Here is a 24,330-nt window from a genome sequence, read left to right on the forward strand (position 1 = left end):
AGCCAGTCGACGACCAGCTTGATTCGTTGGTTCATAGGGGACTCTTGGTTCCAGGGCATGATCAGTTACCTCCTGATCATGCGTATTAGCCTGTAAACCATGTCCCCGGTTAGAAATGTAAACGATGTCCCCGGTTTGTACCGGGGCAAGCCCGCTCACTACAGAGTTTGGTCGCGGCTTCACCGCGATTAGATTGAGCTTTGCAGGTTGCTGCGCAAGGCAACCAGGTCAGCCTGCAGCTTGCGCAATTGCTCCAGCTCCAAACCACTGGCGCCGAGGATGCACTGGGGAATCCCCATGGCTTTATCCTGCAGGGCGCGGCCGCTGTCCGTCAGTTCCACGACCACCACCCGCTCATCCTCGCGGTTGCGGGTGCGGCTGAGCAAGCCCTCGGCTTCCAGGCGTTTGAGCAGCGGGGTGAGCGAGCCCGGATCGGTCAGCAGGCGATTGCTGATTTCGCTGACGGTCAAACCGTCCTCTTCCCACAGCACCATCATGGCCAGGTATTGCGGATAGGTCAGGCCGAGGGCTTGCAGCAGTGGCTTATAGACCTTGGTCATCAGCAACGAGGTGGAGTGCAGGGCGAAGCACAGCTGGTTGTCCAGCATCAGGGATTGGCAAGGGTCAGGGTTTTTGCTCATGGCGGTGTCTCGAAAGCGGGTATTGCCTGGAATCTAGCGGGCAAATGTTTAATGCGCCAGGTAATTCTATCCCGGCGGTCAAACCAGACCGCTTTGCAGTGCCAGATCCCAAGGCGGCACCGGGCTGAAGCGGGATTTGAGGTACTCGAGCAACAACCGGCTGCGCGCATTGGCCTGTTGCTCCAGGCGCAGCGCATAGATCCCGGCGGTTTCCGGGCTGGGCAGGCCGTTTTCGCAGAACAGGGGCAGCAACTCGCCACGGACCAGGTATTCACTGGCCAGCCAGGTGGGCAGGTGGGCAATCCCCAGCCCGGCCAACGCGCCGGACAGCAGGGCTTCGGCATTATTGGCACTCATGCGGATGCGCTGCGGGCGATAGGTGGCGCGGCGCCCGTCCAGCTCGAAGCGCCAGGCGAACATCGGCGCCAGGCCGTCCCAGTCGAGGCCGTCGTGCTCGCTCAGCTCTCGGGGGTGGGTGGGTGTACCCCGCGCTTTCAGATAGGCCGGACTGGCACAGGCGATACGTACGATGCTGGCCAGAGGGGTGGCGATCAGGCGGGTGTCGACGATATGCCCGGCGCGCAGCACCAGGTCGACCTTGCCCAAGTGTGCACCCTGCATATCGACAAAGCTGTCGATCAGGTGCAGGTGCACATCCAGCCCGGGATATACATTCAAAAAATCCGCAATCACTGGGGCCAGGTGCCGCCGCCCAAAGGCCGCCGGCGCATCCACACGAATCAGGCCTTCCGGCGCATGGCTCAAGGACACCGCTTCAGCCCGGGCCAATTGCAACTCACCGACGATCCGGCGCGCCCGCTCGGCAAAGGCCAGGCCTGCCGGCGTGGGTACCACCGCGTGGGTGCTGCGCAGGAACAGGCGGCTGCCCACAGAGCTTTCCAGGCTGTCGATACGTCGGGCGACCGCCGAGGGCGTCAGGGGATGGCGGCGTGCTGCGGCGGAAAAACTGCCCGTCTCCAATACATCCAGAAACAGGCTCAGTTGGTCGGTGAGCGTATTGGGATTCATCACTGAGCGCTTATGCGAAATTGGCAAAGCCATTGTGCGTTGCTGTGCGTTTCCGCGCCAGGGCCGACTGCGTAGCATGCACAGACCGGAAGTGTGGAGTGATGGCGGTGTTGGATTTTGTGATGTATGGGCTACTGGGTGCGGCCCTCGGCACGTTGGGCGGCCTGTTCGGCATTGGTGGGGGGCTGATTGCGATTCCGGTGCTGGGCGTGTTGTTCGGCCTGGATCAGCAGATCGCCCAAGGTACGGCGTTGGTGATGGTGGTGCCCAACGTGATGCTGGCTCTGTGGCGCTACCACCAGCGCAATCGCATCGAATTACGCCATGCATTGCCCTTGGGCGTCATGGGCTTCAGCTTCGCCTGGCTCGGTTCGATCTGGGCGGTGGGCCTGGATGCCGGTGCCATGCGCGTGGGGTTTATCGCGTTCTTGCTGACGCTCTCGGCGTACAACCTGGTGCGCATGTTCACCCGCAATGCGCCGCCGACTGCACAGATGCGTTATTCCTGGCCGTGGCTGGGGGTGCTCGGTGCGGTCTCAGGCTCCATGGGCGGGTTGTTTGGGGTCGGTGGCGCGGTGGTTGCCACGCCGGTGCTGACCAGCCTGTTCGGCACCACTCAGGTGGTCGCGCAAGGTTTGTCGCTGGCCTTGGCGCTGCCCAGCACCGGCGTGACCCTGGTGACCTATGCCTGGCACCACCAAGTGGATTGGATGATCGGCATCCCCTTGGCAATCGGCGGCCTGCTCAGTATCAGTTGGGGCGTGAAGGTCGCCCATGCACTGCCGGAACGCGTGTTGCGTGGCCTGTTCTGCGCGTTCCTCGTGGTGTGCGCGGTGATGCTGACCTTTAAGGTTTGAAGCCTTCGAGGATGTACGCTGCCAGGCATTCGGTGATGGGCGAGGTCATCTGCGGGTTGCGCAGCAGGTGCAGATTCATCGAGGGCAATGGCGGGAGACCCTCGTCCTTGCCCAGTATGCGCAGGTCGTCGGTCACCAGGCTTTCCATGCTGACCATGACCGCCAGGCCAGCATTGACCACCGCCTGGATCGCCGCCACGTTGGAGCTGTGGTAGGCCAGGCGATAATCCCGTCCGGCCGCATCCAGCGCGGAGCGCGCCCATTGCGTGTAGAGGCAATCCGCGCCAGACATCGCCAGCGGCAGGGCTTCGTGCTCGTCTACGCAGAAGCAGGGTGATGCCGCCCATACCATGCGCTCCGTACGCAACAACTCGCCGATTTCGTTGCCAGGTTCGCGGCTGACCACAGTCAATGCGAGGTCATGTCGCTGCATCAGCACCGTTGACGATTCGCAGTGCATCTCGATTTGAATCAGCGGATACGCCTTGGAAAACTGCTTGAGAATGCCCGGCAGGAAGCGCATCACGTAATCGTCCGGTGTGCCGATGCGCACCAGCCCCACCATATGCGGTTCACGCAGGGTGTTGAACACTTCGCTGTGCAATTTCAGGATGCGCCGGGCATAGCCCAGCAGCACCTGGCCTTCGGGAGTCAGCCGCACCTGGCGACCGTCGCGTTCGAACAGCTTGCGCTGTAGGACGTCGTCCTCCAGGCGCTTCATCTGCATGCTCACCGCCGACTGCGTTCGGTTGACCAGCTCTCCAGCCCGCGTGAAACCGCCTTGGTCGGCGATGGCGACGAAGGTGCGCAGCACCTCGGTGTCGATACTTGGGAAACTGGACAATTGATCAATCTCCGAGATGTATTGCATAAGAAACATTCGTTGGATTGATCATAGTGCCTGGCACACACTTTCGTCATCCCCACAGGAGGGCGAAAAGATGAAAGGTCAAACCGGTTTTGTGTTGATGGCGAAGCGTCCGTTTTCCGGGCTGTTGCATGCCCTGGCGCGCTGGCAGACGCTCTATCACGAGCGTCAGATGCTGGCGAGCCTGAGTGACGACGCGCTCAAGGACATTGGGCTCAATCGTGCCGATGTGGAGCAGGAGCGGCACTTGCACTTTTGGCAGGATCCCCTGCAAAAGTGAGCCAGGATGCAGTAGGGTGGTGGGCGAGTTCCCCTGGAGATTCCCATGCCCGTCGACCTGTCTTTCTCACTCAAGCAAGCTCGACGCATGGCGCTGGCCGCCCAGGGTTTTTCCGGGCGCCAGGCGCCTGCCCTGATCAAGGCAACACACCTCAACCGCTTGATCGAACGTCTGGGTGTGTTGCAGATCGATTCGGTCAACGCGCTGGTGCGCTCCCATTACCTGCCGCTGTTTTCCCGTCTGGGCAATTACTCGCCATCGATCCTCGAGCAGGCCGCCTGGAGCCAGGGGCGCCATCGTTCGCTATTCGAATACTGGGGGCATGAAGCATCGTTGCTGCCTATGGCGCTGTACCCGCTGCTGCGCTGGCGCATGGAGCGGGCCAGGCAGGGGCAGGGTATCTATGCGCAGATGGCGCGTTTCGGGCGCGAGCAGCAGGCCACTATCCAGCGCGTCCTGCGCACCGTCGAGCAACGAGGCGCGTTGGGGGCGGGCAGTTTGTCGACCCGCGAGGAGCGCGCTGGGCCCTGGTGGGACTGGAGTGAGGAAAAACACGCGCTGGAATGGCTGTTTGCCGCAGGCCTGGTCACCGTTGCGGGGCGGCGTGGTTTTGAGCGGCTCTATGATTTGCCGGAGCGGGTGATCCCCGGCGAAATGCCTCGCGCCTCGGTGGACGAGGCGCAAGCCCAGCGCAGCTTGTTGTTGCACAGCGCGACGGCGTTGGGGGTGGCCACTGAAAAGGACTTGCGCGACTACTTTCGCCTGGACCCTGCCGACAGTCGCAAGCGCCTGGCGGAGTTGGTTGAAGAAGGGCAGTTGCTGACCTGCCGCGTACAAGGCTGGAAGGCTGCGGCGTATTGTCTGCCCGAGCCGAAAGTGCCGCGCAAGGTGGCGGCCAGTGCATTGCTGTCGCCCTTCGATTCGCTGATCTGGGAGCGCAGCCGTACCGAGCGATTGTTTGATTTCCGTTATCGACTGGAGATCTACACCCCGCAAGACAAGCGCGTGTATGGCTACTACGTGCTGCCGTTTCTGCATCGCGAGCGGATAGCGGCGCGCGTGGATCTGCGCGCCGAGCGCGCTAACGGTCAGTTGGCTGTGCATGCGGTGCACGAGGAAGAGCCGGGCTTGGATGAGCAGGGAATGTTGGCGCTGGCGCTTAATTTGCGCCAGATGGCCGACTGGCTTGGGCTGGAGCAGGTGCAGCTCAATTGCCAGAGACCGAGTGCCGACCGCTTGCGGCGAGCGATGCTTTATGGGGAGGGTGGTGTTTAGGGCCTCTTCGCGCGCAAGCCCGCTCCCACACTCGACCGCGTTCCAAAGGATGTACGTGGGCAAATGTGGCAGCGGGCTTGCTCGCGATGGCGTCAGTGCCGGCGGCTCAAACCTCAGCGCTTGACCTGCTTCAATGTTTCAGCAATCAAAAACGCCAGCTCCAGGGACTGATCGGCGTTCATCCGCGGGTCGCAGTGGGTGTGATAACGATCCGACAAACCATCTTCGGTGATCGGTCGTGCGCCGCCGATGCATTCGGTGACGTTCTGCCCGGTCATTTCGATATGAATCCCGCCGGCATAACTGCCTTCGGCCTGGTGAACCTGGAAAAACTCCTTCACTTCACTGAGGATCTGCGCAAAGTCGCGGGTCTTGTAGCCGCTGCTGGCCTTGATGGTGTTGCCGTGCATCGGGTCGGAGCTCCACAGCACCTGCTTGCCTTCGCGCTGCACGGCGCGAATCAGGTCGGGCAGATGATCACCGACCTTGTTGGCGCCCATGCGGGCAATCAGGTTGAGGCGGCCGGGGTCGTTGTCCGGGTTGAGGATATCGATCAAGCGAATCAGGTCGTCCGGGTTCATGCTCGGGCCGACCTTGACCCCGATCGGGTTGTTCACCCCGCGCAGGAATTCGACATGGGCGCCGTCCAACTGACGGGTGCGGTCGCCGATCCACAGCATGTGGGCCGAACAATCGTAATAGTCGTTGGTCAGGCTGTCGCGGCGTACGAAGGCTTGTTCGTAGTTGAGCAGCAGGGCTTCGTGGGCGGTGAAGAAGCTGGTTTCGCGCAATTGCGGCGAGCTGTCCATGCCGCAGGCGCGCATGAAGGCCAGGGTTTCATCGATGCGGTCGGCCAACTGGCTGTATTTCTCGGCCAGGGCGGAGTTGGCGATGAAGTCCAGGTTCCACTTGTGTACCTGGTGCAGGTCGGCGAACCCGCCCTGGGCGAAGGCGCGCAGCAGGTTCAAGGTGGCCGTGGACTGGTGATAGGACTGCAACAGACGGTCGGGGTCCGGCATGCGGCTTTTTTCGTCGAAGCCGATCCCGTTGACGATATCGCCGCGGTACGCGGGCAGGGTGATGCCGTCGATGGTTTCATCGTTGGCCGAACGCGGCTTGGCGAACTGGCCGGCCATGCGCCCGACCTTCACCACCGGGCAGCCGGCGGCAAAGGTCATCACGATTGCCATCTGCAGCAGCACCTTGAAGGTGTCGCGGATTTTGGCGGCGGAAAATTCGGCAAAGCTCTCGGCGCAGTCGCCGCCTTGCAACAGGAAGGCGCGGCCCTGGGTCACTTCGGCGAACTGACGGCGCAGTTCACGGGCTTCCCCGGCAAATACCAGCGGCGGGTAGCTCGCCAGGTTTTGTTCCACTTGCAGCAAGTGGGCTGCATCCGGGTACTGGGGTTGTTGCTGGATCGGCATTGTGCGCCAGCTGTCGGGACTCCAGGGTTGGCTCATCATGAACTCGTTGGTTGGGTTGTCGGTAGAGCGGATGTTATCAGCAATTAGTGCGTGACCTGCTGCTGCCGCTTGGCCGACAATCGCGCCTTTGCCGAGCGGCAAACCCATTAGGAGTCGTGATGAGCGAGGAGCGTGTCGAGCACCTGTTGGCCGAAGTCCATGATGATTTCGGCATGATCCGCGTGCTCGAAGTGGCCGATTACCGATTTCTCGAGTTTGGTGATGCCATCGAGCAAAGCTGCGTATTCACCGCCGACCCGAGCTGGCTGGAGTACGACTATACCCGTGCCATGCTCATTGGCGCGTTGTGCCATGAACAGCCGGAGAGTGCGCTGTTTCTCGGCCTGGGCGCCGGTACGCTGACCCAGGCGTGCCTCAAGTTCCTGCCGCTGGAAGACGTTGAAGCCATTGAGCTGCGCCCGGATGTGCCGCGCCTGGCGATTGAATATCTGGGGTTGGACGATGACCCGCGGTTGTACATCCGCATTGGCGACGCCCTGCAATTGCTTGGCAGTGCCGAGTCGGCCGACCTGATTTTCGTCGACCTGTACACCGATGTCGGCCCGGGTGTCGGGCACCTGGCCTGGACGTTCCTGGAAGACTGCCAGAAGAAACTCAACCCTGGCGGTTGGCTGGTGATCAACCAATGGGCCACGGACGATGGCAAGCCACTGGGCGCGGCGTTGCTGCGAGGGTTGTACCACCGGCATTACTGGGAGCTGCCGGTAAAGGAGGGCAATGTGATTTTGCTGGTGCCTTCCGAACTGGATCAGGAACTGGACCTGGATGCACTCTCAGCTCGCGCCGAAGCGTTGGCGCCGCGCCTGGGTTATTCGTTGCAGTCGCTGATCAAGGTGATTCGGCCGGCGACTTAGTTGCCTGTGCCGGCGCCATCGGGGGCAAGCCCCCTCCCACACTTGGAACTCATTGCAAATGGGGGAGGGGGCTTGTTCCGATGGCGGGCCCAGCCAATTCAAATACCCTTGAACACCCCCGGACGCTTCTCGATCATCGCCCGGACTCCTTCCTTGGCATCTTCACTGTTGAGCAACTTCTCCACCATGGGTGGCAGCGCGGCGGCCGCGGCGGTCTCGCCCTCATTGCGCGCCATGCGTGCCGACATCAACGTGGCCTGCACGCCGAGCGGCGCCTGGCGCGCAATCCGGTTGGCGAGTTCGATGGCGCGCGGTAGCAGGTCTTCGCTGGCCATCACCTCCTGCACCAGCCCCAGGCGCAGGGCTTCATGGGCGTCGAACTCGTCGCCGGTGAGCAGCCAGCGCATCGCATTGCCCCAGCCGGCGACTTGATGAAAGCGTAGTGTCGCGCCGCCAAATGGAAAGATCCCGCGTTGGACCTCCATCTGCGCAAAACGCGTGTTGCTGGCGCACAGATTGATATCCGCCGCGAGCATCAATTCGATCCCGAGGGTCAGGCAGTAGCCCTGCGCCGCGACGATCACCGGTTTGTTCACGCGGGGGCCGGTGAACACTCCCCAGGGATCGCACCCTCCGAGCGGCGGCTGCCAACCGCCGGCCATCACGGCACTGACATTGGCCAGGTCCAGCCCGGCGGTGAAGTGGTCGCCATGGGCAAACACCACCGCCACCCGGGCGTCATCATTTCGATCAAATTCGCCATACGCCAGGCTCAGCGCATTGAGCAGATCGAGGTCAAAGGCGTTGCGTTTGGCCACCCGGTCCAGGCCCAGTAGCAGGACATGGCCCTGGAGTGCACGGCTGACGCGGCTGCTGCTGGCTTGATTCATCGGGGTGCCCTCGGGCGTAGGGAAGGGTTTCAGACCAAAGGGTCTCAATCGGCAGGTGAACCGTTTAAGTGTTTTGACCAACAGGGCCGGGCCTTTGAAAAATAGACCTTGCCGCTCTTCTCTGCAAAGGCTGTGATACAGCGCGGTTTATCAGTGCTTTGCGATAAAAAAAGCTCCCTTTTTCAGCTATTTCCGGTATAGTGCGCGCCGGCCTTTAACCGGGCCGCGTTTAGGTAGCGCAATTCCCCGAAGTCAGCTTCGGCTGCACGTCCGCACAGCGGACTCTTCCTTGACGAATCTTTTTCATTCATTCGTTTTCGCAAATCCCCGCCGACAAAGCAGCCAGGGCGACTCTTGAGTCTCAACACGGCATGCGCAGCTTTGGAGCATGGGTCTTTGCGGATGCACTTAGAGGCAGACCCATGACCCAGGAAACCGGCGGCTTCGCCGCTTTTAATCTTAACCCGAATATTCTTGCAGCCGTCGCAGCGACCGGCTACGAAGAGCCTTCGGCGATTCAGCAGCAATCGATCCCGATCATCATGGCCGGCAAAGACATGATTGGCCAGGCGCAAACCGGTACCGGTAAAACCGCTGCCTTCGCCCTGCCTATCCTGCAATGCATCGATCCTGCCAAGCGCGAACCGCAAGCCCTGATCCTGGCGCCAACCCGTGAGTTGGCGCTGCAAGTAGCAACCGCCTTTGAAACCTACGCCAAGCAAATGCCGGGCGTAACCGTTGTGGCCGTTTACGGCGGCGCGCCCATGGGCCCACAACTCAAGGCAATCCGTAATGGCGCACAGATCGTTGTCGCCACTCCGGGCCGTCTGTGCGACCACCTGCGTCGTGACGAAAAAGTCCTGTCGACCGTGAACCACTTGGTTCTCGACGAAGCTGACGAAATGCTGAAACTGGGCTTCATGGATGACCTGGAAGTCATCTTCAAGGCTCTGCCACCGACTCGTCAGACCGTACTGTTCTCGGCCACCCTGCCACAGTCGATCCGTGCCATTGCCGAACGCCACCTGCGCGATCCTGAGCACGTCAAGATCCAGACCAAGACTCAGACCGTTACCGCGATCGAACAGGCTCACCTGTTGGTTCACGCTGACCAGAAGACCTCGGCTGTATTGAGCCTGCTGGAAGTCGAAGACTTCGATGCCCTGATCATGTTCGTGCGCACCAAGCAAGCGACCCTGGACCTGGCCAGTGCCCTGGAAGCCAAAGGCTACAAGGCCGCTGCGCTGAACGGTGACATCGCCCAGAACCAACGTGAGCGCGTCATCGACTCCCTCAAGGATGGTCGCCTGGACATCGTTGTCGCAACCGACGTGGCGGCTCGTGGTCTCGACGTTCCACGCATCACTCACGTGTTCAACGTTGACATGCCGTACGATCCGGAGTCCTACGTTCACCGTATCGGCCGTACCGGCCGTGCGGGTCGCGAAGGCCGTGCACTGCTGCTGGTGACTCCACGTGAGCGTCGCATGCTGCAAGTCATCGAGCGCGTAACCGGTCAGAAAGTTGCCGAAGTCCGCCTGCCGGATGCCCAGGCAGTTCTGGATGCTCGCATCAAGAAGCTGACCAACAGCCTGTCACCGCTGGTGGCTGACGCTGAATCGACCCATGGCGACCTGCTGGACCGCCTGACCGCCGATATCGGTTGCACCCCGCGCGCCCTGGCTGCAGCCCTGCTGCGTAAAGCCACCAACGGTCAGGCCCTGACCCTGGCGGCCATCGAGAAAGAACGCCCACTGGTGCCGAACAGCGCCCCACGCGGTGATCGTCCAGAGCGTTCCGGTGACCGTCCAGACCGTGGTGATCGTGAGCGTCGTGCTCCGGTGCCATTGGCTGAAGGCCGTGCTCGTTGCCGTACCGCGCTGGGTGCGCGTGATGGTATTGCTGCCAAGAACCTGCTGGGCGCTATCCTCAACGAGGGTGGCCTGGCACGTGAAGCCATCGGTCGTATCCAGGTGCGTGACAGCTTCTCTCTGGTGGAGCTGCCGGAAGACGGCCTGGAAAAACTGCTGGCCAAGCTGAAAGACACACGCGTTGCCGGCAAGCAGCTCAAACTGCGTCGCTACCGCGAAGATTGATCCGCCCTTGGGCTGATTGGTCGCACCTAAAAAATCCCCGACTGGTTCGGGGATTTTTTTTGCCCGGAGGTTAACCGAAGCGATAGATGTCCATGCCCAGTGCTCCCATAGTGAAGCCCTGGTGTGCCACGCTGAATGTCCCTCCGGCGCCGCGCGCAAAGTACAGCGGCAGCAGGTGTTCATCACTGGGATGGCTGCGTACCGCATTCGGTGCCTGGCGACGGTAATCATGCAAGGCCGCCTCATCGTCGGCGGCAAGCTTGTCCACCACCCAGTCACGGAAGTCCCGAGCCCAGGGTTCGATGCTCTGCGGCCCCGCATGCCAGTCCAGTTCACCCAGGTTATGGGTGATGCTGCCGGAGCCGATCAGCAAGATGCCCTGTTCACGCAGCTCGGCGAGGGCATGTCCGACCCGGGTTTGCAGGGCAGGGCCCATGCGGCTGGGCAGGGACACCTGGACCACCGGGATATCCGCCGCCGGGTACATCAGCGACAAAGGCACCCAAGTCCCGTGGTCAAAGGGGCGGCGCTCATCAATGCGCGCATCCAGACCATCGGCATGCAGCAGTTCGACAATCCGGCCAGCCAATTGCGGGTTGCCGGGCGCAGGATACTGCACGGCAAACAGCTCACGTGGGAAACCGCCGAAGTCATGCCAGGTTTGCGGGGCAGCGCTGCCGCTGACCAGCAACTGGTCGCTTTCCCAATGCGCCGACACCACTACAATCGCCTTCGGCCGTGGCAGTTCGGCGGCAAGGCGTTGGAGTGCCGGGCCGCTGGCGCCGGGTTGCAGGGCAAGCATGGGAGATCCATGAGAAATAAACAGGCTAGGGAGCATAAGTCGGGTCCTGAGCGTTAACATGGCTCATCTTCAATCAGATCATTGATCTAAATCTAATATAAGTTTTAACCCCTTTTGATCGAATTTTCAGGGTGATTCATGGAACCCAAATTTTGGCGGGAACGCTGGGCGCGCAATCAGATCGGCTTTCACCTGCCGCAGGTCAACGCTTATCTGCAACGACACTGGCCGCTATTGGCCGTCGCTGAAGGCTCCAAGGTGCTGGTGCCGCTGTGTGGCAAGAGCCTGGACTTGATGTGGCTGGCCAGCCAAGGGTTGCGGGTGTTGGGTGTGGAGCTGTCGGAGCAGGCGGTCGAAGCGTTTTTCAGCGAGCAGAACCTGACCCCGCGAATCAGCGAGCGGGGGGTGTTCAAGGTGTATCAGGCGGGTCTGATCGAAATCTGGTGTGGTGATTTTTTTGCCTTGGGCGCTGAGCCGTTGGCTGATTGCACTGCGCTCTATGACCGCGCCGCCTTGATCGCGTTGCCGCCGTTGATGCGTGTGCAGTACGCCGAGCATCTGAATACGCTGTTGCGGCCAGGTTGCCAGGGGCTGTTGATCACTCTGGATTACGAGCAGATGCAAAAAGCCGGGCCGCCGTTTGCGGTGACTGACGAGGAAGTGCACAAGCTATTGGGTGAGCGGTGGGCGCTGGAGGTGTTGCAGGAGCAGGACATCCTGGGTGAAAGCTGGAAGTTTGTGCAGGATGGCGTCACTCGCCTTGAAGAGCGCGCTTATCGGTTAACCAGGGTATAAACCACGGTCAAAAAAAAAGGGGCGATATAATCGCCCCTTTTGCGTTACCGGGAATCAGCCGCGACGGCGCAATGCGTCGATCCGCTCTTCCAACGGTGGGTGGCTCATGAACAGGCGAGCCATGCCCTGTTTGATGCCGCCGTTGATGCCGAATGCCGTCAGGCTGTCCGGCATGTGTACCGGCAGGCCCTGCTCGGAGCGCAGGTGTTGCAGCGCTGCGATCATTGCCCCGGTGCCGGCCAGGCGGGCACCGGCTTCGTCTGCACGGAATTCCCGTTTGCGCGAGAACCACATGGTGATTGCGCTGGCCAGGAAGCCCAGTACCAGTTCGGCAAAGATGGTCGCCACGTAATAGGCGATACCGCGGCCTTCTTCGTTCTTGAAGATCACCTTGTCGACAAAGTTGCCGATGATTCGCGCAAAGAACATGACGAAGGTGTTCACCACCCCTTGTACCAATGCCAGGGTGACCATGTCACCGTTGGCCACATGGCCGATCTCGTGGGCCAGCACCGCTTTCACTTCGTCGTACGAGAAGCGTTCCAGCATGCCCTGGCTCACCGCGACGAGCGCGTCGTTCTTGTTCCAGCCGGTGGCGAATGCGTTGGCCTCATAAGCCGGGAAAATGCCTACCTCGGGCATCTTGATGCCGGCGTCACGGGACAGCTGCTCAACGGTCTGCAACAACCATTGCTCATGTCGGGTGCGTGGCTGGGTGATGACCTGGGTGCTGGTGCTCATCTTCGCCATCCACTTGGAGATGAACAGCGAGAACAGCGAGCCGGCGAAACCAAAGACCGCACAGAAAACCAGCAGCTGATTGAGGTTCAGGTCAACCCCGTTGGCCGCCATGAACCCGTTGAAGCCGAACAGGCTCAGGGTGATGCTGGCAATCAGCACGACCGCCAGGTTAGTGGCCAAAAACAGCAGGATGCGCATCATGGTTGTAGAGTTCTCCTCAGGCTTAATATGTCGCGTACTGCGGGGTATATAAGGTGCGGGATGGGGTGATTCAACCGAGCGACTATTTCAAACTGTGTCCTACAGCCTGAACGTAGAGCCTTGAAAGGATTTTCTGACCCACCAAGCTTGCCTCCATCACCCCACTTTTACCCTGCCGTCCCGTAATTATAGGGGGCTTGCCGATTAGTGGGGGCAACCACAGGGAGGACGGAGAAGCAGGGCAGAGAAGTGTTGCCAGATGCTCGCTGTACGACCGAATGAGGGCCGTACAGCGATAGATCCATTACTGGCGATAGGACTTGAGGAAGTTGCCGATGCGACCAATGGCCATGTCCAGGTCATCCACGCGCGGCAGGGTCACTACCCGGAAGTGATCCGGCCATGGCCAGTTGAACGCGGTGCCCTGGACCACCAGCAGCTTTTCCGACAGCAGCAGGTCGAGCACGAACTTCTCGTCGTTGAGGATCGGGCACACTTTCGGGTCGATCCTCGGGAAGGCATACAACGCTCCCATGGGTTTCACGCAACTGACGCCAGGAATCGCGTTGAGCAGCTCCCAGGTACGGTTGCGTTGCTCCAGCAGGCGGCCCTGGGGCAGCACGAGGTCATTGATGCTCTGATACCCGCCAAGGGCGGTCTGGATCGCGTGCTGGCTCGGCACGTTGGCACACAGGCGCATGTTGGCCAGCATGTCGATGCCTTCGATGTAGCTCTGGGCGTTGTGCTTGGGGCCCGAGATGGCGATCCAGCCGGAGCGGAAACCGGCGACGCGGTAGGACTTGGACAAACCGTTGAAGGTCAGGCACAACAGGTCCGGTGCCAGGGAGGCGGTGCACACGTGCACGGCGTCGTCGTAGAGGATCTTGTCGTAGATCTCGTCGGAGAACACCACCAGGTTGTGTTGGCGCGCCAGTTCAAGCATGCCCAGCAGCACTTCCCTGGAGTACACGGCACCGGTGGGGTTGTTCGGGTTGATGATCACCAGAGCCTTGGTGTTCGGGGTGATCTTGGCCTTGATGTCGGCCAGGTCCGGGAACCAGTCGGCGCCTTCGTCACACAGATAGTGCACCGGATGGCCGCCGGCGAGGGTTACGGCGGCGGTCCACAGCGGATAATCCGGAGCCGGCACCAGGACTTCGTCGCCATTGTTGAGCAGGGCCTGCATGGACATCACGATCAGCTCGGACACCCCATTGCCCAGGTAGATGTCTTCGATGCCGACACCTTCGACCTGCTTCTGCTGGTAGTACTGCATCACGGCTTTACGTGCGCTGAACAGGCCCTTGGAGTCACTGTAGCCCTGGGCGGTCGGCAGGTTGCGGATCACATCCTGGAGAATTTCGTCCGGCGCTTCGAAACCAAAGGGCGCCGGGTTGCCGATGTTCAGCTTGAGGATGCGATGGCCTTCCTCTTCCAGGCGCTTGGCGTGCTTGAGCACCGGGCCGCGAATGTCGTAGCAGACGTTGGCGAGCTTGTTCGATTTGCTGACCTGCATGGCGATGTGATCCTGAAAATGAACGATCCAGACGGTGTGGACACTACCGTACTGTGAATCCGATAAATACGTTTGAATGCCGGTAGCGTGGGTGCCAGACTGGCGTTTTGAAGAGGCGCAATCATACGTGCCGCCTGATCCATGGAAAAGACACAGATCAGGGTTTTTCAGTTGCCGAGGTGTACCGATGGAAAAGTTGCAGAAAACCGTTGATGAATGGAAGGCGATGCTCGATCCGGAGCAGTACAACGTGTGCCGTCTCAAGGGCACCGAGCGACCTTTCAGCGGCAAATACAATGGCACCAAGACCGACGGCGTGTACCACTGCGTCTGCTGCAATGAGCCGCTGTTCGACTCCACCACGAAATTTGATTCGGGATGCGGCTGGCCGAGTTTCTACGCGCCGATTGCCGACAGCGCGATGATCGAGATCCGCGATGTCAGCCACGGCATGATCCGTACCGAAGTCACCTGTGCCAAGTGTGATGCCCATCTGGGCCATGTGTTCCCGGACGGCCCACCGCCGACCGGCCTGCGTTACTGCATCAATTCGGTGTGCCTGGACCTGGTACCGCGTTAGACCGGCAACGACCTTCAATTGTGTGCGGGCTTGCTCGTGAATACGGCGTGTCAGTCAGTAGATATGTCAGCTGATAGACCGCTTTCGCGAGCAAGCCCGCTCCCACATTTGGCCTGGGTAGAGGCTGATAACGCGCCATCAAGCCCGGTAATTAAATTGCACACAATTGAATTACCCACTATCTTTTTGCTTCTTCCCTTTATCCGAGGCACTGCCATGAGCGACAACCTGCTGAGTATCCCTTGCACCACCATCAAGGGTGAGCAAAAGACCTTGGCCGATTTCGCCGGCAAAGCCATCCTGGTGGTCAATACCGCCAGCAAATGCGGTTTCACGCCGCAGTACAAAGGGTTGGAGCAACTCTGGCAGCAGTACAAGGACCAGGGTCTGGTGGTGCTGGGTTTTCCCTGCAACCAGTTCGGCAAGCAGGAGCCTGGCAATGAAGGGGCAATCTCCGAGTTCTGCGAGCTGAACTTCGGCGTCAGTTTCCCGCTGTTCAAGAAGATCGACGTCAATGGCAGCGATGCTCACCCTTTGTTTGTTCAGTTGAAAAAACAGGCGCCGGGGCTGCTGGGTTCCAAGGGCATCAAGTGGAACTTCACCAAGTTCCTCGTCGGTCGCAACGGTCAGGTGGTCAAGCGTTTTGCCCCGACCACCAAGCCTGAGGACCTGACCCAAGAGATCGAAGCGCTGCTCAAATGACCGATCTGCCTGGCGTATCCCTCGCCCTGGACAACCAGTTGTGTTTCAAGCTCTACGCCGCCTCGCGCGCGGTCACCCGGGCCTATAAGCCGATGCTGGATCAGTTGGGCCTGACCTATCCGCAATACGTGGTGATGCTGGTGTTGTGGGAATGGCACGACGCTGCACCGGCGCAACCCACGGTCAAGGCGTTAGGGGAACGGCTGATGCTGGATTCGGGCACGTTGACGCCGTTGCTCAAGCGGCTTGAGCAGCTTGCACTGGTGAGGCGTCAGCGCAGCGCCAAGGATGAGCGGGAAGTGCACCTGAGCCTGAGCGAGGCCGGCGTGCAATTGCGCGACCGGACTCAGGGTTTGAAGACCCGGTTACTGTGCGACAGTGGCATCGACCTGAATCAGGCTGACGCCCTGCGCAATGGCCTGGACCAGTTGCTGGCGCAGGTCAAAGGGTTGTCGTCTTAGGCACCCAGAGGTCCAGCAACGCATTGAGTTCTTCACGGCGAAACGGCTTGGCCAGATAGTCATTCATCCCCGCCGCCCGGCAACGCTCGCGTTCTTCAGACATCGCGTTGGCCGTCAACGCGACGATGGGCAGGTCCGGCCAACGCCCGCTGCGACGAATTTGCCGACTCGCCTCGTAGCCGTCCATCACCGGCATGTTGCAGTCCATCAGCACCATGTCGAAGCGCTGGTCTTCAAGCAGCTTGAGCGCTTCGCCACCATGGGCGGCGACGATGACCTTGCACCCCAATTTGTTGAGCATGCCCTTGGCTACCAGTTGATTGACCGGATTGTCCTCTACCAGCAGGATGTACGCGCGGTGGGCAAGGGGGGCGGCTTCTATCTGCACCGGGTCGAGGATCAACGGCGAGTCGCTGTGCAGGTTACGTTGCAAGATCTGGTACAACGCGTTGCGGCTCAACGGGCGTGCCTGTTGCTGCAATGGCGCAAGGGCCGCCACTTCTTCACTGGGCATGAAGTTGCCATAGGCGGTCACCACCAGAATCGGTGCGCTGATCGCCGGGCGCAGGCGGAACAGGCACTCGGGGCAATCCGTGATCAGCAGGTCCGGCGTTTGCCCCCTCAAGTCATCGTCCTGGGAATAGCAGCGCGGTGTCAGCCCCCAATGGGGGAGCAGGGTGGTGAGCAGTTCCGTCAGGCCGCTGCCCGCGTTGGTTATGGCAATGACTTCGCCCGTCAGCGGTGCCACCGGGGCGGCCGGCAAATGCGTAGGCAAAGGCAGATCGGCGCAGAACTGGCTGCCAAACCCGACCTCCGAACTGATCGTCAGCCGGCCCTTCATCGCTTCGCACAAGTTGTAGGTCAGCGCCAGGCCCAGGCCAGTGCCGCCGAACTGACGGGTGATACCGGCACCGGCCTGAGTGAACGGCTGGAAGATCTTCGCCTGCGCTTCCTGGGCGATGCCGATGCCCGTGTCGCACACTTCGATGCTGACCCGGTCGGCTTGAGCGCGCAGGCGTACATCGACCCGGCCGAAGCGGGTGAACTTCAACGCGTTGGAGAGCAGGTTGCTGACGATTTGGCGTACACGGGTCGGGTCGCCAATGACCTGGGCGGGAAACTGTGGGTCGATCAGGCACGTCAGTTCGACACTGGGAGCTGCGTTCTGCGACAGCAGGTTTGCGGTGTCTTCCACCAGTGAGCCGAGGTCGAACGGGATGTGCTCAAGCTCCAGCTGACCGGCGTCGAACTTGGACAGGTCGAGGATATCGTTGAGCAATTCCACCAGCACTTTGCCCGAGTCATGGGCGATGGACAGTTGCTGGCGCTGTTCGGCGTTCAATGGGCTGTCCAGTGACAGTGCGATCATCCCCAGCAGGCCGTTCAGCGGCGTGCGGATTTCGTGGCTCATGTTGGCCAGGAATGCCGCCCTTGCCTGGGCCATGCCCAGGGCGGTCATTTTTGCCGCTTCCAGTTCATCATTGGATTGAATCAGGCGCTGGTTACTGGCTTTGAGCTCGAGGGTGCGCGCCGAGACAATATCTTCCAGCTGTCCGAGGTATTCAGTCAGCCGGTCTTCAGCGTGGCGGCGCTGCTGGATTTCGGTCTGCATGTTTTCGAACTGCTGGTTGGCGACGTTGACCAGCACGCCGATTTCGTCGTTTTCGTGCCCCGGCGGGCAGTCCAGATGGGTCTGCTTACTGGTGCTCAAGGCACGGATAATGCGCACCAGCGGCTGGGTCAACATGACGTAGAACAACGCCAGCAGTATTCCGGTCAGCAACAGGCTGCGGGCAAATCCGTTGAGCAGGGTGATTTCGGCACGATGCAGGAAACGGCTGCCGAAGGCGTAGGTGTCTACGTCCAGCCGCAGCACCCCAAGCGAATCATTGGGCATATGGCTGAGGAACAAGCGGTCTTCAAACTGACGGTTGGCGCCGAACAGAAAATCACTGAGGGGCCGGTAGCTGCTTTCCTTGGGCGCACGCACCACGTCTGCCAGGACCACGCCATTGTTGTCGATCAATTGCGCATGAGTGATGGCAGGGGACTGCAGCAGGCCCAGGGTCAACTCCTGGGCGAGTTCGGCATCGATGTTGTAGGCAATACGTGACGCGGGGTTATGGCTGATTTCGATCAGCGAACGTATTTCACGGTTGATGGATGCATCTTCGCTGGCATAATCAATACCGATTTGGATCAGACTGAGCAGGGTTCCCAAGACGAAACCGACCAGCACAGTCAATCTGGCTTGTTTATAAGACAAGCGGTGGGCGAACTTGATATCCATCGAGTGTTGAACCACTTCACGTTTCCCTTCGCCCGGCAAGCATAGCTGAACATCCACAGGCTCTGGCTTACCCGGCATAAATCGTTTTTTACGCAGCCTCGTGCGGTCTGCCGCAGGGTTGCCAATACGCCATCTTTTGCAGGAACTTTCCAGAGGAATAATCGTGGATTCTCGATTGAATGCCTTTCTAGAGCGGGCCGATGCGGTGCTCGCACGCCTGGAACCCTTGTTGCCCGCCCCACGCCAAGCTATTGACTGGAACCAGTGCCTGGCGGCCCGCTGGCAGCGCGAAGGCCGCAGCGGCTTCCTGTTGCCGCTGGACGTCAGCCTGGATATGCGCCTGTCCGATCTGATCGGCGTTGACCGGCAGCGTGAGCAACTGGCCCGCAACACCCAGCAATTTATCGAGGGCCTGCCTGCCAACCATGCGTTGCTCTGGGGTTCGCGTGGCACCGGCAAGTCGTCCATGGTGCGCGCGCTGCTGGCCCAGCATGCCAAGGCGGGTTTGCGCCTGATCGAAATCGAGCGCGATCACCTGGCCGACCTGCCACGTGTGGTCGAGCAACTGCTCAAGCTGCCGCAACGCTTCATTCTGTTCTGCGATGACCTGTCGTTCGAAGCCGGTGAAAGTGATTACCGTGTGCTCAAAAGCGTACTTGACGGTTCGCTGGAGCAGGCACCGGACAATGTGTTGCTCTATGCCACGTCGAACCGCCGCCATCTGGTGCCGGAAAACCAGAGTGATAACGACAACTGGAAACGCGTAGACGGTGAGTTGCACCCCAGCGAGGCGGTCGAGGACAAGATTGCCTTGTCTGACCGTTTTGGCTTGTGGCTGTCGTTTTACCCCTTTACCCAGGAGCACTTTCTGGATGTGGTGGAGCACTGGATCGGTGAGCTGGCCAATAAAGCCGGTTTACAGTGGCAACGCGATGAGGCCCTCGATATCCTCGCCGTGCGCTGGGCTACCGGTCGCGGCAACCGCAACGGCCGGTGTGCTTATCAATTCGCCCGTTATTGGGTGGGTCTCAAATTGCTGGAACGTCAACCATGATCGATTTACAACAGGCCGGTACCGGCCTTGATGGCTACGCCATGCTTTGCGCGCAGTTGGAGTCGCTGTTGGCGGATGAGCGTGATTTCATCGCCAACAGTGCGCAGTTTTCCGCGTTCCTGTTCAACCAGCTGGATGATCTGAACTGGGCGGGTTTCTACCTCAACCGTAACGAAGAGCTGGTGCTCGGACCATTTCAGGGGCAGATCGCCTGTGTGCGGATTCCGTTCGGCCGTGGCGTGTGTGGTGCGGCTGCGGCTTCGCGGCAAACCCAGCGGGTGGAGGATGTGCACGCGTTCCCTGGGCACATTGCGTGCGATAGCGCTTCCAACAGCGAGTTGGTGGTGCCGTTGGTCAAGGACAACCGGTTGATTGGTGTCCTCGACCTCGACAGCCCCTCGCTGGCGCGCTTTACCCCCGAGGACCAGGTCGGGATTGAACAGCTGGCAGCGATTTTTCTGCGTTTGACGGATTGCTGAACAAAGATGCCAGGGTAAGGCTTTGTGTAGGAGCGAGCTTGCTCGCGAAAAACTCACAGGCGCCGCGTTGATCCAGGAAAAACGCGTTATCGTTGACGTTTTTTCGCGAGCAAGCTCGCTCCTACAGCTTGACTGACCCCCTGCCTCTTATTGGCGATCCAGGTCATGCAGTTGCGTTTGCAGCATTCTTTCCAATTCCAGCATCAGCTTTTCCAGGGCTTTGATGCCGGCGTCGATCACGGGACGATCTTCGCTGCGAGAGCAGGCTTGTTCCAGTGTTTCGCATTGCCCCGCCAATGAGTGGGCTTGGACGATGCGGGCGGCTCCTTTGATTTTGTGGGCTTGCTCGATGATGTCCTGGTGCGGGGCTTGTCGAGCCAGCATGCCCATGAGTTCCTGGCGGTCGTGCCGGCTGCTATTTAGCAGTTCCTCCAGCAAGCGCCGACTCAATTGCGTATCGCCGCCGGTCAGGGCCTCCAGGCACGCCAGGTCCAGGCACGGGCTCGTCGGTTGTGGGGCGATGTGTGCCAGTTGTCGCTCCAACACCGTGAGGCTGATGGGTTTGAACAGGCAGTCGTTCATACCGGCCTGCACGCACCGTTGCCGTTCCTCGGGTTGTGCATTGGCGGTAAAGCCCAATACCACGCAGGGTGGCCGTTGTTCGCGTTGCTCGTATTCACGGATCGAGCGGCTCAACTCGTAGCCGTTCATGATGGGCATGTTGCAGTCGGCGATCACCAGGTCGAAATGTTCCTGGCGCCACGCCTGGAAACCGGCCGCACCGTGCTCGGCCGCGGTGAACTGGTGGCCCAGGTAGCCCAGCTGCTGACACATCAGCAAGCGATTGGCCGGGTGGTCGTCCACCACCAGCACATTGAGCACCGGGGTCGGGGCGGCCGCCACCGGTACCAGTTCACCGACCTGGTTCTGCGTGTGCAGACGCGGCATCTTCAGGTTGACGTGCACCTGGGTGCCGACCATGGGCACGCTGCTCAGGCTTAGCTGGCCGCCCATCATCGCGCACAAGCTGCGACAGATCACCAGCCCCAGTCCTGCGCCGCTCCTGGCCAGGTGCCCGGAGTTGTCCGCTTGGGCGAAGGGTTCGAACAAACGCAACTGGTCGTCCCTGCTGATCCCGATGCCGGTGTCTTCCACCACCAGTTTGAGCTCGATCTGTTCCGGTGCTTGAGTCGGCAGCACCTCAACTTTGATCTTCACCTGCCCACGCTCGGTAAACTTGATCGCATTGCTCACCAGGTTGGACAGCACTTGCTTGAAGCGCAGCGGGTCAATCTGGACCTCGATGTCGTTCAGGTCGGGTTTGAACTCCAGCAACAGGCTGAGGGTTTTCTGGCGTGCAAGCCCATCGAATACGCGTACGACGGACTCGATCACTTCCCGCAGGTTGACGCGTTCCGGGGCGAGGCTCAGACGCCCGGATTCAATGCGTGCGATGTCCAGAATATCGCCGATCAGTTCCAGCAGGTCCTTGGCCGAGTTGTAGGCCACTTCAATGGCCGGTCGATCAAGATGTCCTTGATCGGCGCGCTTGAGTGTCAGTTCGAGCATACCGATCACGGCATTCATCGGTGTGCGGATCTCATGGCTCATGGTGGCAAGGAACGTACTTTTGGCACGGTTGGCTTCGTCGGCGCGCTCCTTGGCAGCGCGCAACTCATCAAACAGTTGGCGCCTTTCACTGATGTCGATCCAGCCACCGATGATGCCTTGGACTTCGCCGGTGGAATCGCGGTACGGCAGGATCCAGTGGTAGATGGTCAGTTTCTTGTCGTGGATGTGCAGGGTGCGGTCCAGGATCAGCGGGTTACCTTCGGCCACGACGCGTTGATAATCGGCGTGATACTGCGCCGCCTCCGACTCGAGGGCCATGCTCATCTGGACCGCGCTTTTGCCGATGACGTCTTCGCGTTTGACGTCGAACACCTGCAGGTAACTGTCGTTGCAGGTCTGCAACAAACCGTTGCGATCACGTACGTAGATCGGGTGCGGGGTTTCATTGACCAGCGCACGCATGAACTCGAACTGGTCGTTGAGGGCGCGCTCGGCCATTTGCCGATGTTTGATCTGGCGACGCATGTAGGCGTTCCAGGTCAAGGAGATCAACAGTAGCAGCCCGGTGCCGATAACGATCCGGGCAATCAATTGGTGGTAGTTGCGCCAATAGCTGTCGGACGCGGCGGTATAGCCACGCCAGCGGCTGTTGATCACGCCCATTTCATCCGGGGCGATACTGAGCAGCGCTTTGTCGAGGATCGAACTCAGTTCGGTCGCATGGCGTGATGTGGCCAGGGCAAACGTGGCGGGGACCGTCCCGATAGTGCTGCTGATCTGCAGTTTGTCCTGGAAGACCTGCGAGGAGAGGAAGTAGTTGGCGATGACCAGCGAGTTAACGGCGCCGTCCACATGGCCTTGTGCAAGCAGTTCCGAAGCCTTGAACGTGTCGCTGGTCTCCACCAGGTGAATCTGTGGGAAGTCCTTGCCCAAGGTGCCGGCCAGTGGGTTGCCTTGGGTGATGGCCAGGCGTTTTCCGGCCATCTGCTCCAGGCTCAACGGAGCACCGGGCTCCTTGCGTGTCAGCAATACGTAGGAGTTTTCCAGGTAGGGCCGACTGAAGTTGAGCTGCGCTTCCCTTTCGTTGCTCGGAACGATGGCGCCGATCATATCCACTTTGCCGGTGGCGACCTGCTCGATCATGTCGTTGACGTCGCGGCCGTTCTGGATCACGAAACGCAGGCCGGTGCGCAGGCGAATCAACTCCAGGAGGTCGGCAGTGATGCCGCGGAAGTTGCCGTCCGCATCGAAGAACGTGAGCGGTGCAAAGGTTTCGTTCACGATGACCTTTACCACGGGGTGCTGTTTCAGCCAGCGCTCTTCACGTTGGGTCAGTTGCAGTTTTTTGTCGGTCAGCAGGATGTCGCTACCGGCACTCCAGCGCTTGGCTATGTTGTCCCGTTCGTTGGTAGGCACGGCGGCCAGTACCGAGTCGATAATGCTCAACAGGATGTGTTGGTCCTGGCGCAGTGCAAAGCTGAAACCAAAGGCCTCATGTTTGCCGAAGTTAGCCATGTGGATATTTTTCAGATAGCCCTTGTTGATCATGTAATGGGTGGAAATGGTGTCGCCCAGAAACACATCCGCCTGGTCGAAGGCCACCGCATTCAAGGCATTTTGATAAGAGGGATAGGCGCGAATGATCGCGTTGGGGTACAGCTTTTCCACTTCACTCAGGGGCAGGTAATGATAGACAACGCTCAGGCGCAGCCCCGCCAAGCCATCGTTGAGGCTGCGGGTTTCACCCTCACGGGTGACCAGCACCGGCTGGTCCACGGCGTAGGGTGCGGACAGGATCAGCTTTGGGTTCGCGGCTTCAAAGCCGTTGGAGGAGCCCAGCAGATCAATGTCACCCGCCTCCAGGGCTTGAATGGATGCCTTGCGGGAAGGGTAGCGCACGACCCTGACCGGCAAGGCGAGTGCCTTGGCCAGCAGCCCCGCATAATCGGCGGTGAGGCCTTCATAGTCATGGCCGCTGGAAGTGAGGTCGAAGGGCGGGTAGTCGGGTGCGGAAGTGCCCAGTACCAACTCGCGTTTGTTCTGTAGCCACTGGCGTTGTGCTCTGTCCAATTGAATGTCCAGTTGAACGCTTCCTGCACGACTTAATAAGGTGAAATGTTCCGGGTCGGGTTGATATTGTGCGAGCGCAACGGTGCTGAAGCACAAGCCGGCACATAATACAATCAGATAGTCCTTTATACGGCTGGGCATCCGCTTTCTCACACTAGCGCGTTTCGTTTTGCCATCTCGATGAGTTCTACCAAGGATTTGGCTTTGAGCTTCTGCATGAGTCGCTTTTTATAAGTGCTGACGGTTTTATTGCTCAGGAACATGCCTTTGGCTATTTCTTTATTAGTGCGTCCTTGTGCAAAAAGTTGTAATACCATCAACTCCCGGTCGTTGACTGTTTTGAATAATTCCAACTCCTCCACCTCAACGCCTTCGCTGCCGTTGCCATTCAGTGCCTGGCTGGGGAAATAGTTGTAACCGGAGAGTACTGCACGGATCGCGCTCAGCAGCTCGCTGAGGTCACCTTCCTTGCACACATAGCCTTCAGCGCCCGAGCGCATGCAGCGTGTTGCAAACAAGGTAGGGCACTGGGCCGTGAGCACCAGGGTTTTCATCGAAGTATTCATGGCGTTGAATCGGCAGAGTACTTCGAGGCCATCAAGTTTGGGGATGCTGATATCGAGAATTACCAGATCCGGGAGGCATTCGCGGACCATTTGGATGGCATCGCAGCCATTGTCTGTTTCGCCAACGACTTTGTAACCTTCATGTTCAAGTAACATTCTAATGGCCAATCGTATAACCGGATGGTCGTCGATAATAAAAACTGTATTCATGGTCACGCTCCGCGCCG

22 protein-coding genes are annotated in these 24,330 nt (G+C 59.9%); 11 read left to right on the forward strand and 11 right to left on the reverse strand.

Annotated features, from left to right (window positions below; translation table 11 throughout):
- Positions 1 to 188: 188 nt before the first annotated feature.
- A complete protein-coding gene (locus C9383_RS08170; RefSeq protein WP_090366021.1) occupies positions 189 to 641 on the reverse strand; it encodes a MarR family winged helix-turn-helix transcriptional regulator in 453 nt (150 codons plus the stop codon).
- A gap of 78 nt (positions 642 to 719) precedes the next feature.
- The gene (locus tag C9383_RS08175; RefSeq protein WP_060753263.1) at positions 720 to 1,670 is read right to left on the reverse strand and encodes a LysR family transcriptional regulator; all 951 of its coding nucleotides are present in this window, start codon (positions 1,668 to 1,670) and stop codon (positions 720 to 722) included.
- A 107-nt stretch (positions 1,671 to 1,777) separates the two neighbouring features.
- On the opposite strand from C9383_RS08175, the gene C9383_RS08180 reads away from it, so the two are divergent.
- Positions 1,778 to 2,527: a sulfite exporter TauE/SafE family protein gene (locus tag C9383_RS08180; protein ID WP_090372221.1), complete on the forward strand. Its 750-nt coding sequence runs from the start codon at positions 1,778 to 1,780 to the stop codon at positions 2,525 to 2,527.
- Here the strand turns inward: C9383_RS08180 and C9383_RS08185 are convergent.
- A complete protein-coding gene (locus tag C9383_RS08185; protein ID WP_090366019.1) occupies positions 2,517 to 3,398 on the reverse strand; it encodes a LysR substrate-binding domain-containing protein in 882 nt (293 codons plus the stop codon). The two genes, C9383_RS08180 and C9383_RS08185, sit on opposite strands and share 11 nt — an antisense overlap.
- A 70-nt stretch (positions 3,399 to 3,468) precedes the next feature.
- Between C9383_RS08185 and C9383_RS08190 the strand changes: the two genes are divergently transcribed.
- Together C9383_RS08190 and C9383_RS08195 are read left to right on the forward strand one after the other, a co-directional pair.
- Positions 3,469 to 3,675 carry a DUF1127 domain-containing protein gene (locus tag C9383_RS08190; protein WP_235863171.1) on the forward strand — a complete coding sequence of 69 codons (207 nt, stop codon included), beginning with the start codon at positions 3,469 to 3,471 and terminating at the stop codon, positions 3,673 to 3,675.
- Positions 3,676 to 3,720: 45 nt separating this feature from the next.
- Positions 3,721 to 4,950 (forward strand): winged helix-turn-helix domain-containing protein, encoded by a 1,230-nt coding sequence (locus C9383_RS08195; RefSeq protein WP_090366015.1) that lies wholly within the window; start codon positions 3,721 to 3,723, stop codon positions 4,948 to 4,950.
- A 113-nt stretch (positions 4,951 to 5,063) separates the two neighbouring features.
- On the opposite strand, the gene C9383_RS08200 is transcribed toward C9383_RS08195, so the two are convergent.
- The gene (locus C9383_RS08200; RefSeq protein ID WP_090372218.1) at positions 5,064 to 6,410 is read right to left on the reverse strand and encodes a class II 3-deoxy-7-phosphoheptulonate synthase; all 1,347 of its coding nucleotides are present in this window, start codon (positions 6,408 to 6,410) and stop codon (positions 5,064 to 5,066) included.
- Positions 6,411 to 6,532: 122 nt separating this feature from the next.
- On the opposite strand from C9383_RS08200, the gene C9383_RS08205 reads away from it, so the two are divergent.
- Positions 6,533 to 7,288: a spermidine synthase gene (locus C9383_RS08205; protein ID WP_060753267.1), complete on the forward strand. Its 756-nt coding sequence runs from the start codon at positions 6,533 to 6,535 to the stop codon at positions 7,286 to 7,288.
- Between the two features lie 98 nt (positions 7,289 to 7,386).
- Here C9383_RS08205 and C9383_RS08210 read toward each other — a convergent pair whose 3' ends face one another.
- Positions 7,387 to 8,178 carry a crotonase/enoyl-CoA hydratase family protein gene (locus tag C9383_RS08210; protein ID WP_090366014.1) on the reverse strand — a complete coding sequence of 264 codons (792 nt, stop codon included), beginning with the start codon at positions 8,176 to 8,178 and terminating at the stop codon, positions 7,387 to 7,389.
- A gap of 422 nt (positions 8,179 to 8,600) precedes the next feature.
- Here C9383_RS08210 and C9383_RS08215 point away from each other — a divergent pair, with 422 nt between their 5' ends.
- A complete protein-coding gene (locus C9383_RS08215) occupies positions 8,601 to 10,274 on the forward strand; it encodes a DEAD/DEAH box helicase (protein ID WP_016972326.1) in 1,674 nt (557 codons plus the stop codon).
- A gap of 70 nt (positions 10,275 to 10,344) precedes the next feature.
- Here C9383_RS08215 and C9383_RS08220 read toward each other — a convergent pair whose 3' ends face one another.
- Positions 10,345 to 11,112, reverse strand: a complete 768-nt coding sequence (locus tag C9383_RS08220; RefSeq protein WP_060753269.1) for a DODA-type extradiol aromatic ring-opening family dioxygenase — start codon at positions 11,110 to 11,112, stop codon at positions 10,345 to 10,347.
- Between the two features lie 102 nt (positions 11,113 to 11,214).
- On the opposite strand from C9383_RS08220, the gene C9383_RS08225 reads away from it, so the two are divergent.
- A complete protein-coding gene (locus C9383_RS08225) occupies positions 11,215 to 11,871 on the forward strand; it encodes a thiopurine S-methyltransferase (RefSeq protein WP_090366012.1) in 657 nt (218 codons plus the stop codon).
- Positions 11,872 to 11,925: 54 nt separating this feature from the next.
- On the opposite strand, the gene htpX is transcribed toward C9383_RS08225, so the two are convergent.
- Both htpX and C9383_RS08235 read right to left on the reverse strand, forming a co-directional pair.
- Positions 11,926 to 12,813 carry a protease HtpX gene (htpX, locus tag C9383_RS08230; protein WP_060753271.1) on the reverse strand — a complete coding sequence of 296 codons (888 nt, stop codon included), beginning with the start codon at positions 12,811 to 12,813 and terminating at the stop codon, positions 11,926 to 11,928.
- A gap of 304 nt (positions 12,814 to 13,117) precedes the next feature.
- Positions 13,118 to 14,329: a pyridoxal phosphate-dependent aminotransferase gene (locus C9383_RS08235; RefSeq protein ID WP_025857865.1), complete on the reverse strand. Its 1,212-nt coding sequence runs from the start codon at positions 14,327 to 14,329 to the stop codon at positions 13,118 to 13,120.
- A 187-nt stretch (positions 14,330 to 14,516) separates the two neighbouring features.
- Here C9383_RS08235 and msrB point away from each other — a divergent pair, with 187 nt between their 5' ends.
- The 3 genes from msrB (at position 14,517) to C9383_RS08250 (ending at position 16,072) form a co-directional block, all read left to right on the forward strand.
- Positions 14,517 to 14,909 (forward strand): peptide-methionine (R)-S-oxide reductase MsrB, encoded by a 393-nt coding sequence (gene msrB, locus C9383_RS08240; RefSeq protein WP_060753272.1) that lies wholly within the window; start codon positions 14,517 to 14,519, stop codon positions 14,907 to 14,909.
- A gap of 216 nt (positions 14,910 to 15,125) precedes the next feature.
- The gene (locus C9383_RS08245; RefSeq protein WP_090366011.1) at positions 15,126 to 15,611 is read left to right on the forward strand and encodes a glutathione peroxidase; all 486 of its coding nucleotides are present in this window, start codon (positions 15,126 to 15,128) and stop codon (positions 15,609 to 15,611) included.
- On the forward strand, positions 15,608 to 16,072 hold the full coding sequence (locus tag C9383_RS08250) for a MarR family winged helix-turn-helix transcriptional regulator (protein ID WP_090366009.1): 465 nt from the start codon (positions 15,608 to 15,610) through the stop codon (positions 16,070 to 16,072). Before C9383_RS08245 ends, C9383_RS08250 begins: the two co-directional genes overlap by 4 nt.
- Here the strand turns inward: C9383_RS08250 and C9383_RS08255 are convergent.
- Positions 16,053 to 18,362, reverse strand: a complete 2,310-nt coding sequence (locus C9383_RS08255; RefSeq protein WP_060753275.1) for a response regulator — start codon at positions 18,360 to 18,362, stop codon at positions 16,053 to 16,055. The genes C9383_RS08250 and C9383_RS08255 overlap by 20 nt on opposite strands.
- A 163-nt stretch (positions 18,363 to 18,525) precedes the next feature.
- Between C9383_RS08255 and C9383_RS08260 the strand changes: the two genes are divergently transcribed.
- Positions 18,526 to 19,416: an ATP-binding protein gene (locus tag C9383_RS08260; RefSeq protein ID WP_090366008.1), complete on the forward strand. Its 891-nt coding sequence runs from the start codon at positions 18,526 to 18,528 to the stop codon at positions 19,414 to 19,416.
- Positions 19,413 to 19,895, forward strand: coding sequence for a GAF domain-containing protein (locus C9383_RS08265; RefSeq protein WP_090366007.1), 483 nt, complete (start codon positions 19,413 to 19,415; stop codon positions 19,893 to 19,895). The genes C9383_RS08260 and C9383_RS08265 overlap by 4 nt, the downstream gene beginning before the upstream one ends.
- 147 nt (positions 19,896 to 20,042) lie before the next feature.
- Here C9383_RS08265 and C9383_RS08270 read toward each other — a convergent pair whose 3' ends face one another.
- On the reverse strand, positions 20,043 to 23,678 hold the full coding sequence (locus C9383_RS08270) for a transporter substrate-binding domain-containing protein (RefSeq protein WP_090366005.1): 3,636 nt from the start codon (positions 23,676 to 23,678) through the stop codon (positions 20,043 to 20,045).
- 8 nt (positions 23,679 to 23,686) lie between these two features.
- Complete coding sequence (locus C9383_RS08275) at positions 23,687 to 24,313, reverse strand: response regulator transcription factor (protein WP_060753279.1); 627 nt, start codon at positions 24,311 to 24,313, stop codon at positions 23,687 to 23,689.
- Positions 24,314 to 24,330 lie beyond the last annotated feature (17 nt).

The sequence above is a fragment of the Pseudomonas palleroniana genome (genome assembly GCF_003031675.1).
GTDB classification, from domain to species: domain Bacteria; phylum Pseudomonadota; class Gammaproteobacteria; order Pseudomonadales; family Pseudomonadaceae; genus Aquipseudomonas; species Aquipseudomonas palleroniana.

Excerpts from the sequence above, each read along its gene's own strand:
- C9383_RS08235 (WP_025857865.1), bottom strand. The coding sequence starts at position 14,329 with ATGCAGGTCAGCAAATCGAACAAGCTCGCCAACGTCTGCTACGACATT.
- htpX (WP_060753271.1), bottom strand. The coding sequence starts at position 12,813 with ATGATGCGCATCCTGCTGTTTTTGGCCACTAACCTGGCGGTCGTGCTG.
- C9383_RS08275 (WP_060753279.1), bottom strand. The coding sequence starts at position 24,313 with ATGAATACAGTTTTTATTATCGACGACCATCCGGTTATACGATTGGCC.
- C9383_RS08255 (WP_060753275.1), bottom strand. The coding sequence starts at position 18,362 with ATGGATATCAAGTTCGCCCACCGCTTGTCTTATAAACAAGCCAGATTG.
- C9383_RS08225 (WP_090366012.1), top strand. The coding sequence starts at position 11,215 with ATGGAACCCAAATTTTGGCGGGAACGCTGGGCGCGCAATCAGATCGGC.
- msrB (WP_060753272.1), top strand. The coding sequence starts at position 14,517 with ATGGAAAAGTTGCAGAAAACCGTTGATGAATGGAAGGCGATGCTCGAT.
- C9383_RS08195 (WP_090366015.1), top strand. The coding sequence starts at position 3,721 with ATGCCCGTCGACCTGTCTTTCTCACTCAAGCAAGCTCGACGCATGGCG.
- C9383_RS08200 (WP_090372218.1), bottom strand. The coding sequence starts at position 6,410 with ATGAGCCAACCCTGGAGTCCCGACAGCTGGCGCACAATGCCGATCCAG.
- C9383_RS08245 (WP_090366011.1), top strand. The coding sequence starts at position 15,126 with ATGAGCGACAACCTGCTGAGTATCCCTTGCACCACCATCAAGGGTGAG.
- C9383_RS08170 (WP_090366021.1), bottom strand. The coding sequence starts at position 641 with ATGAGCAAAAACCCTGACCCTTGCCAATCCCTGATGCTGGACAACCAG.
- C9383_RS08185 (WP_090366019.1), bottom strand. The coding sequence starts at position 3,398 with ATGCAATACATCTCGGAGATTGATCAATTGTCCAGTTTCCCAAGTATC.
- C9383_RS08210 (WP_090366014.1), bottom strand. The coding sequence starts at position 8,178 with ATGAATCAAGCCAGCAGCAGCCGCGTCAGCCGTGCACTCCAGGGCCAT.
- C9383_RS08270 (WP_090366005.1), bottom strand. The coding sequence starts at position 23,678 with ATGCCCAGCCGTATAAAGGACTATCTGATTGTATTATGTGCCGGCTTG.
- C9383_RS08205 (WP_060753267.1), top strand. The coding sequence starts at position 6,533 with ATGAGCGAGGAGCGTGTCGAGCACCTGTTGGCCGAAGTCCATGATGAT.
- C9383_RS08215 (WP_016972326.1), top strand. The coding sequence starts at position 8,601 with ATGACCCAGGAAACCGGCGGCTTCGCCGCTTTTAATCTTAACCCGAAT.
- C9383_RS08175 (WP_060753263.1), bottom strand. The coding sequence starts at position 1,670 with ATGAATCCCAATACGCTCACCGACCAACTGAGCCTGTTTCTGGATGTA.
- C9383_RS08250 (WP_090366009.1), top strand. The coding sequence starts at position 15,608 with ATGACCGATCTGCCTGGCGTATCCCTCGCCCTGGACAACCAGTTGTGT.
- C9383_RS08265 (WP_090366007.1), top strand. The coding sequence starts at position 19,413 with ATGATCGATTTACAACAGGCCGGTACCGGCCTTGATGGCTACGCCATG.
- C9383_RS08190 (WP_235863171.1), top strand. The coding sequence starts at position 3,469 with ATGAAAGGTCAAACCGGTTTTGTGTTGATGGCGAAGCGTCCGTTTTCC.
- C9383_RS08220 (WP_060753269.1), bottom strand. The coding sequence starts at position 11,112 with ATGCTCCCTAGCCTGTTTATTTCTCATGGATCTCCCATGCTTGCCCTG.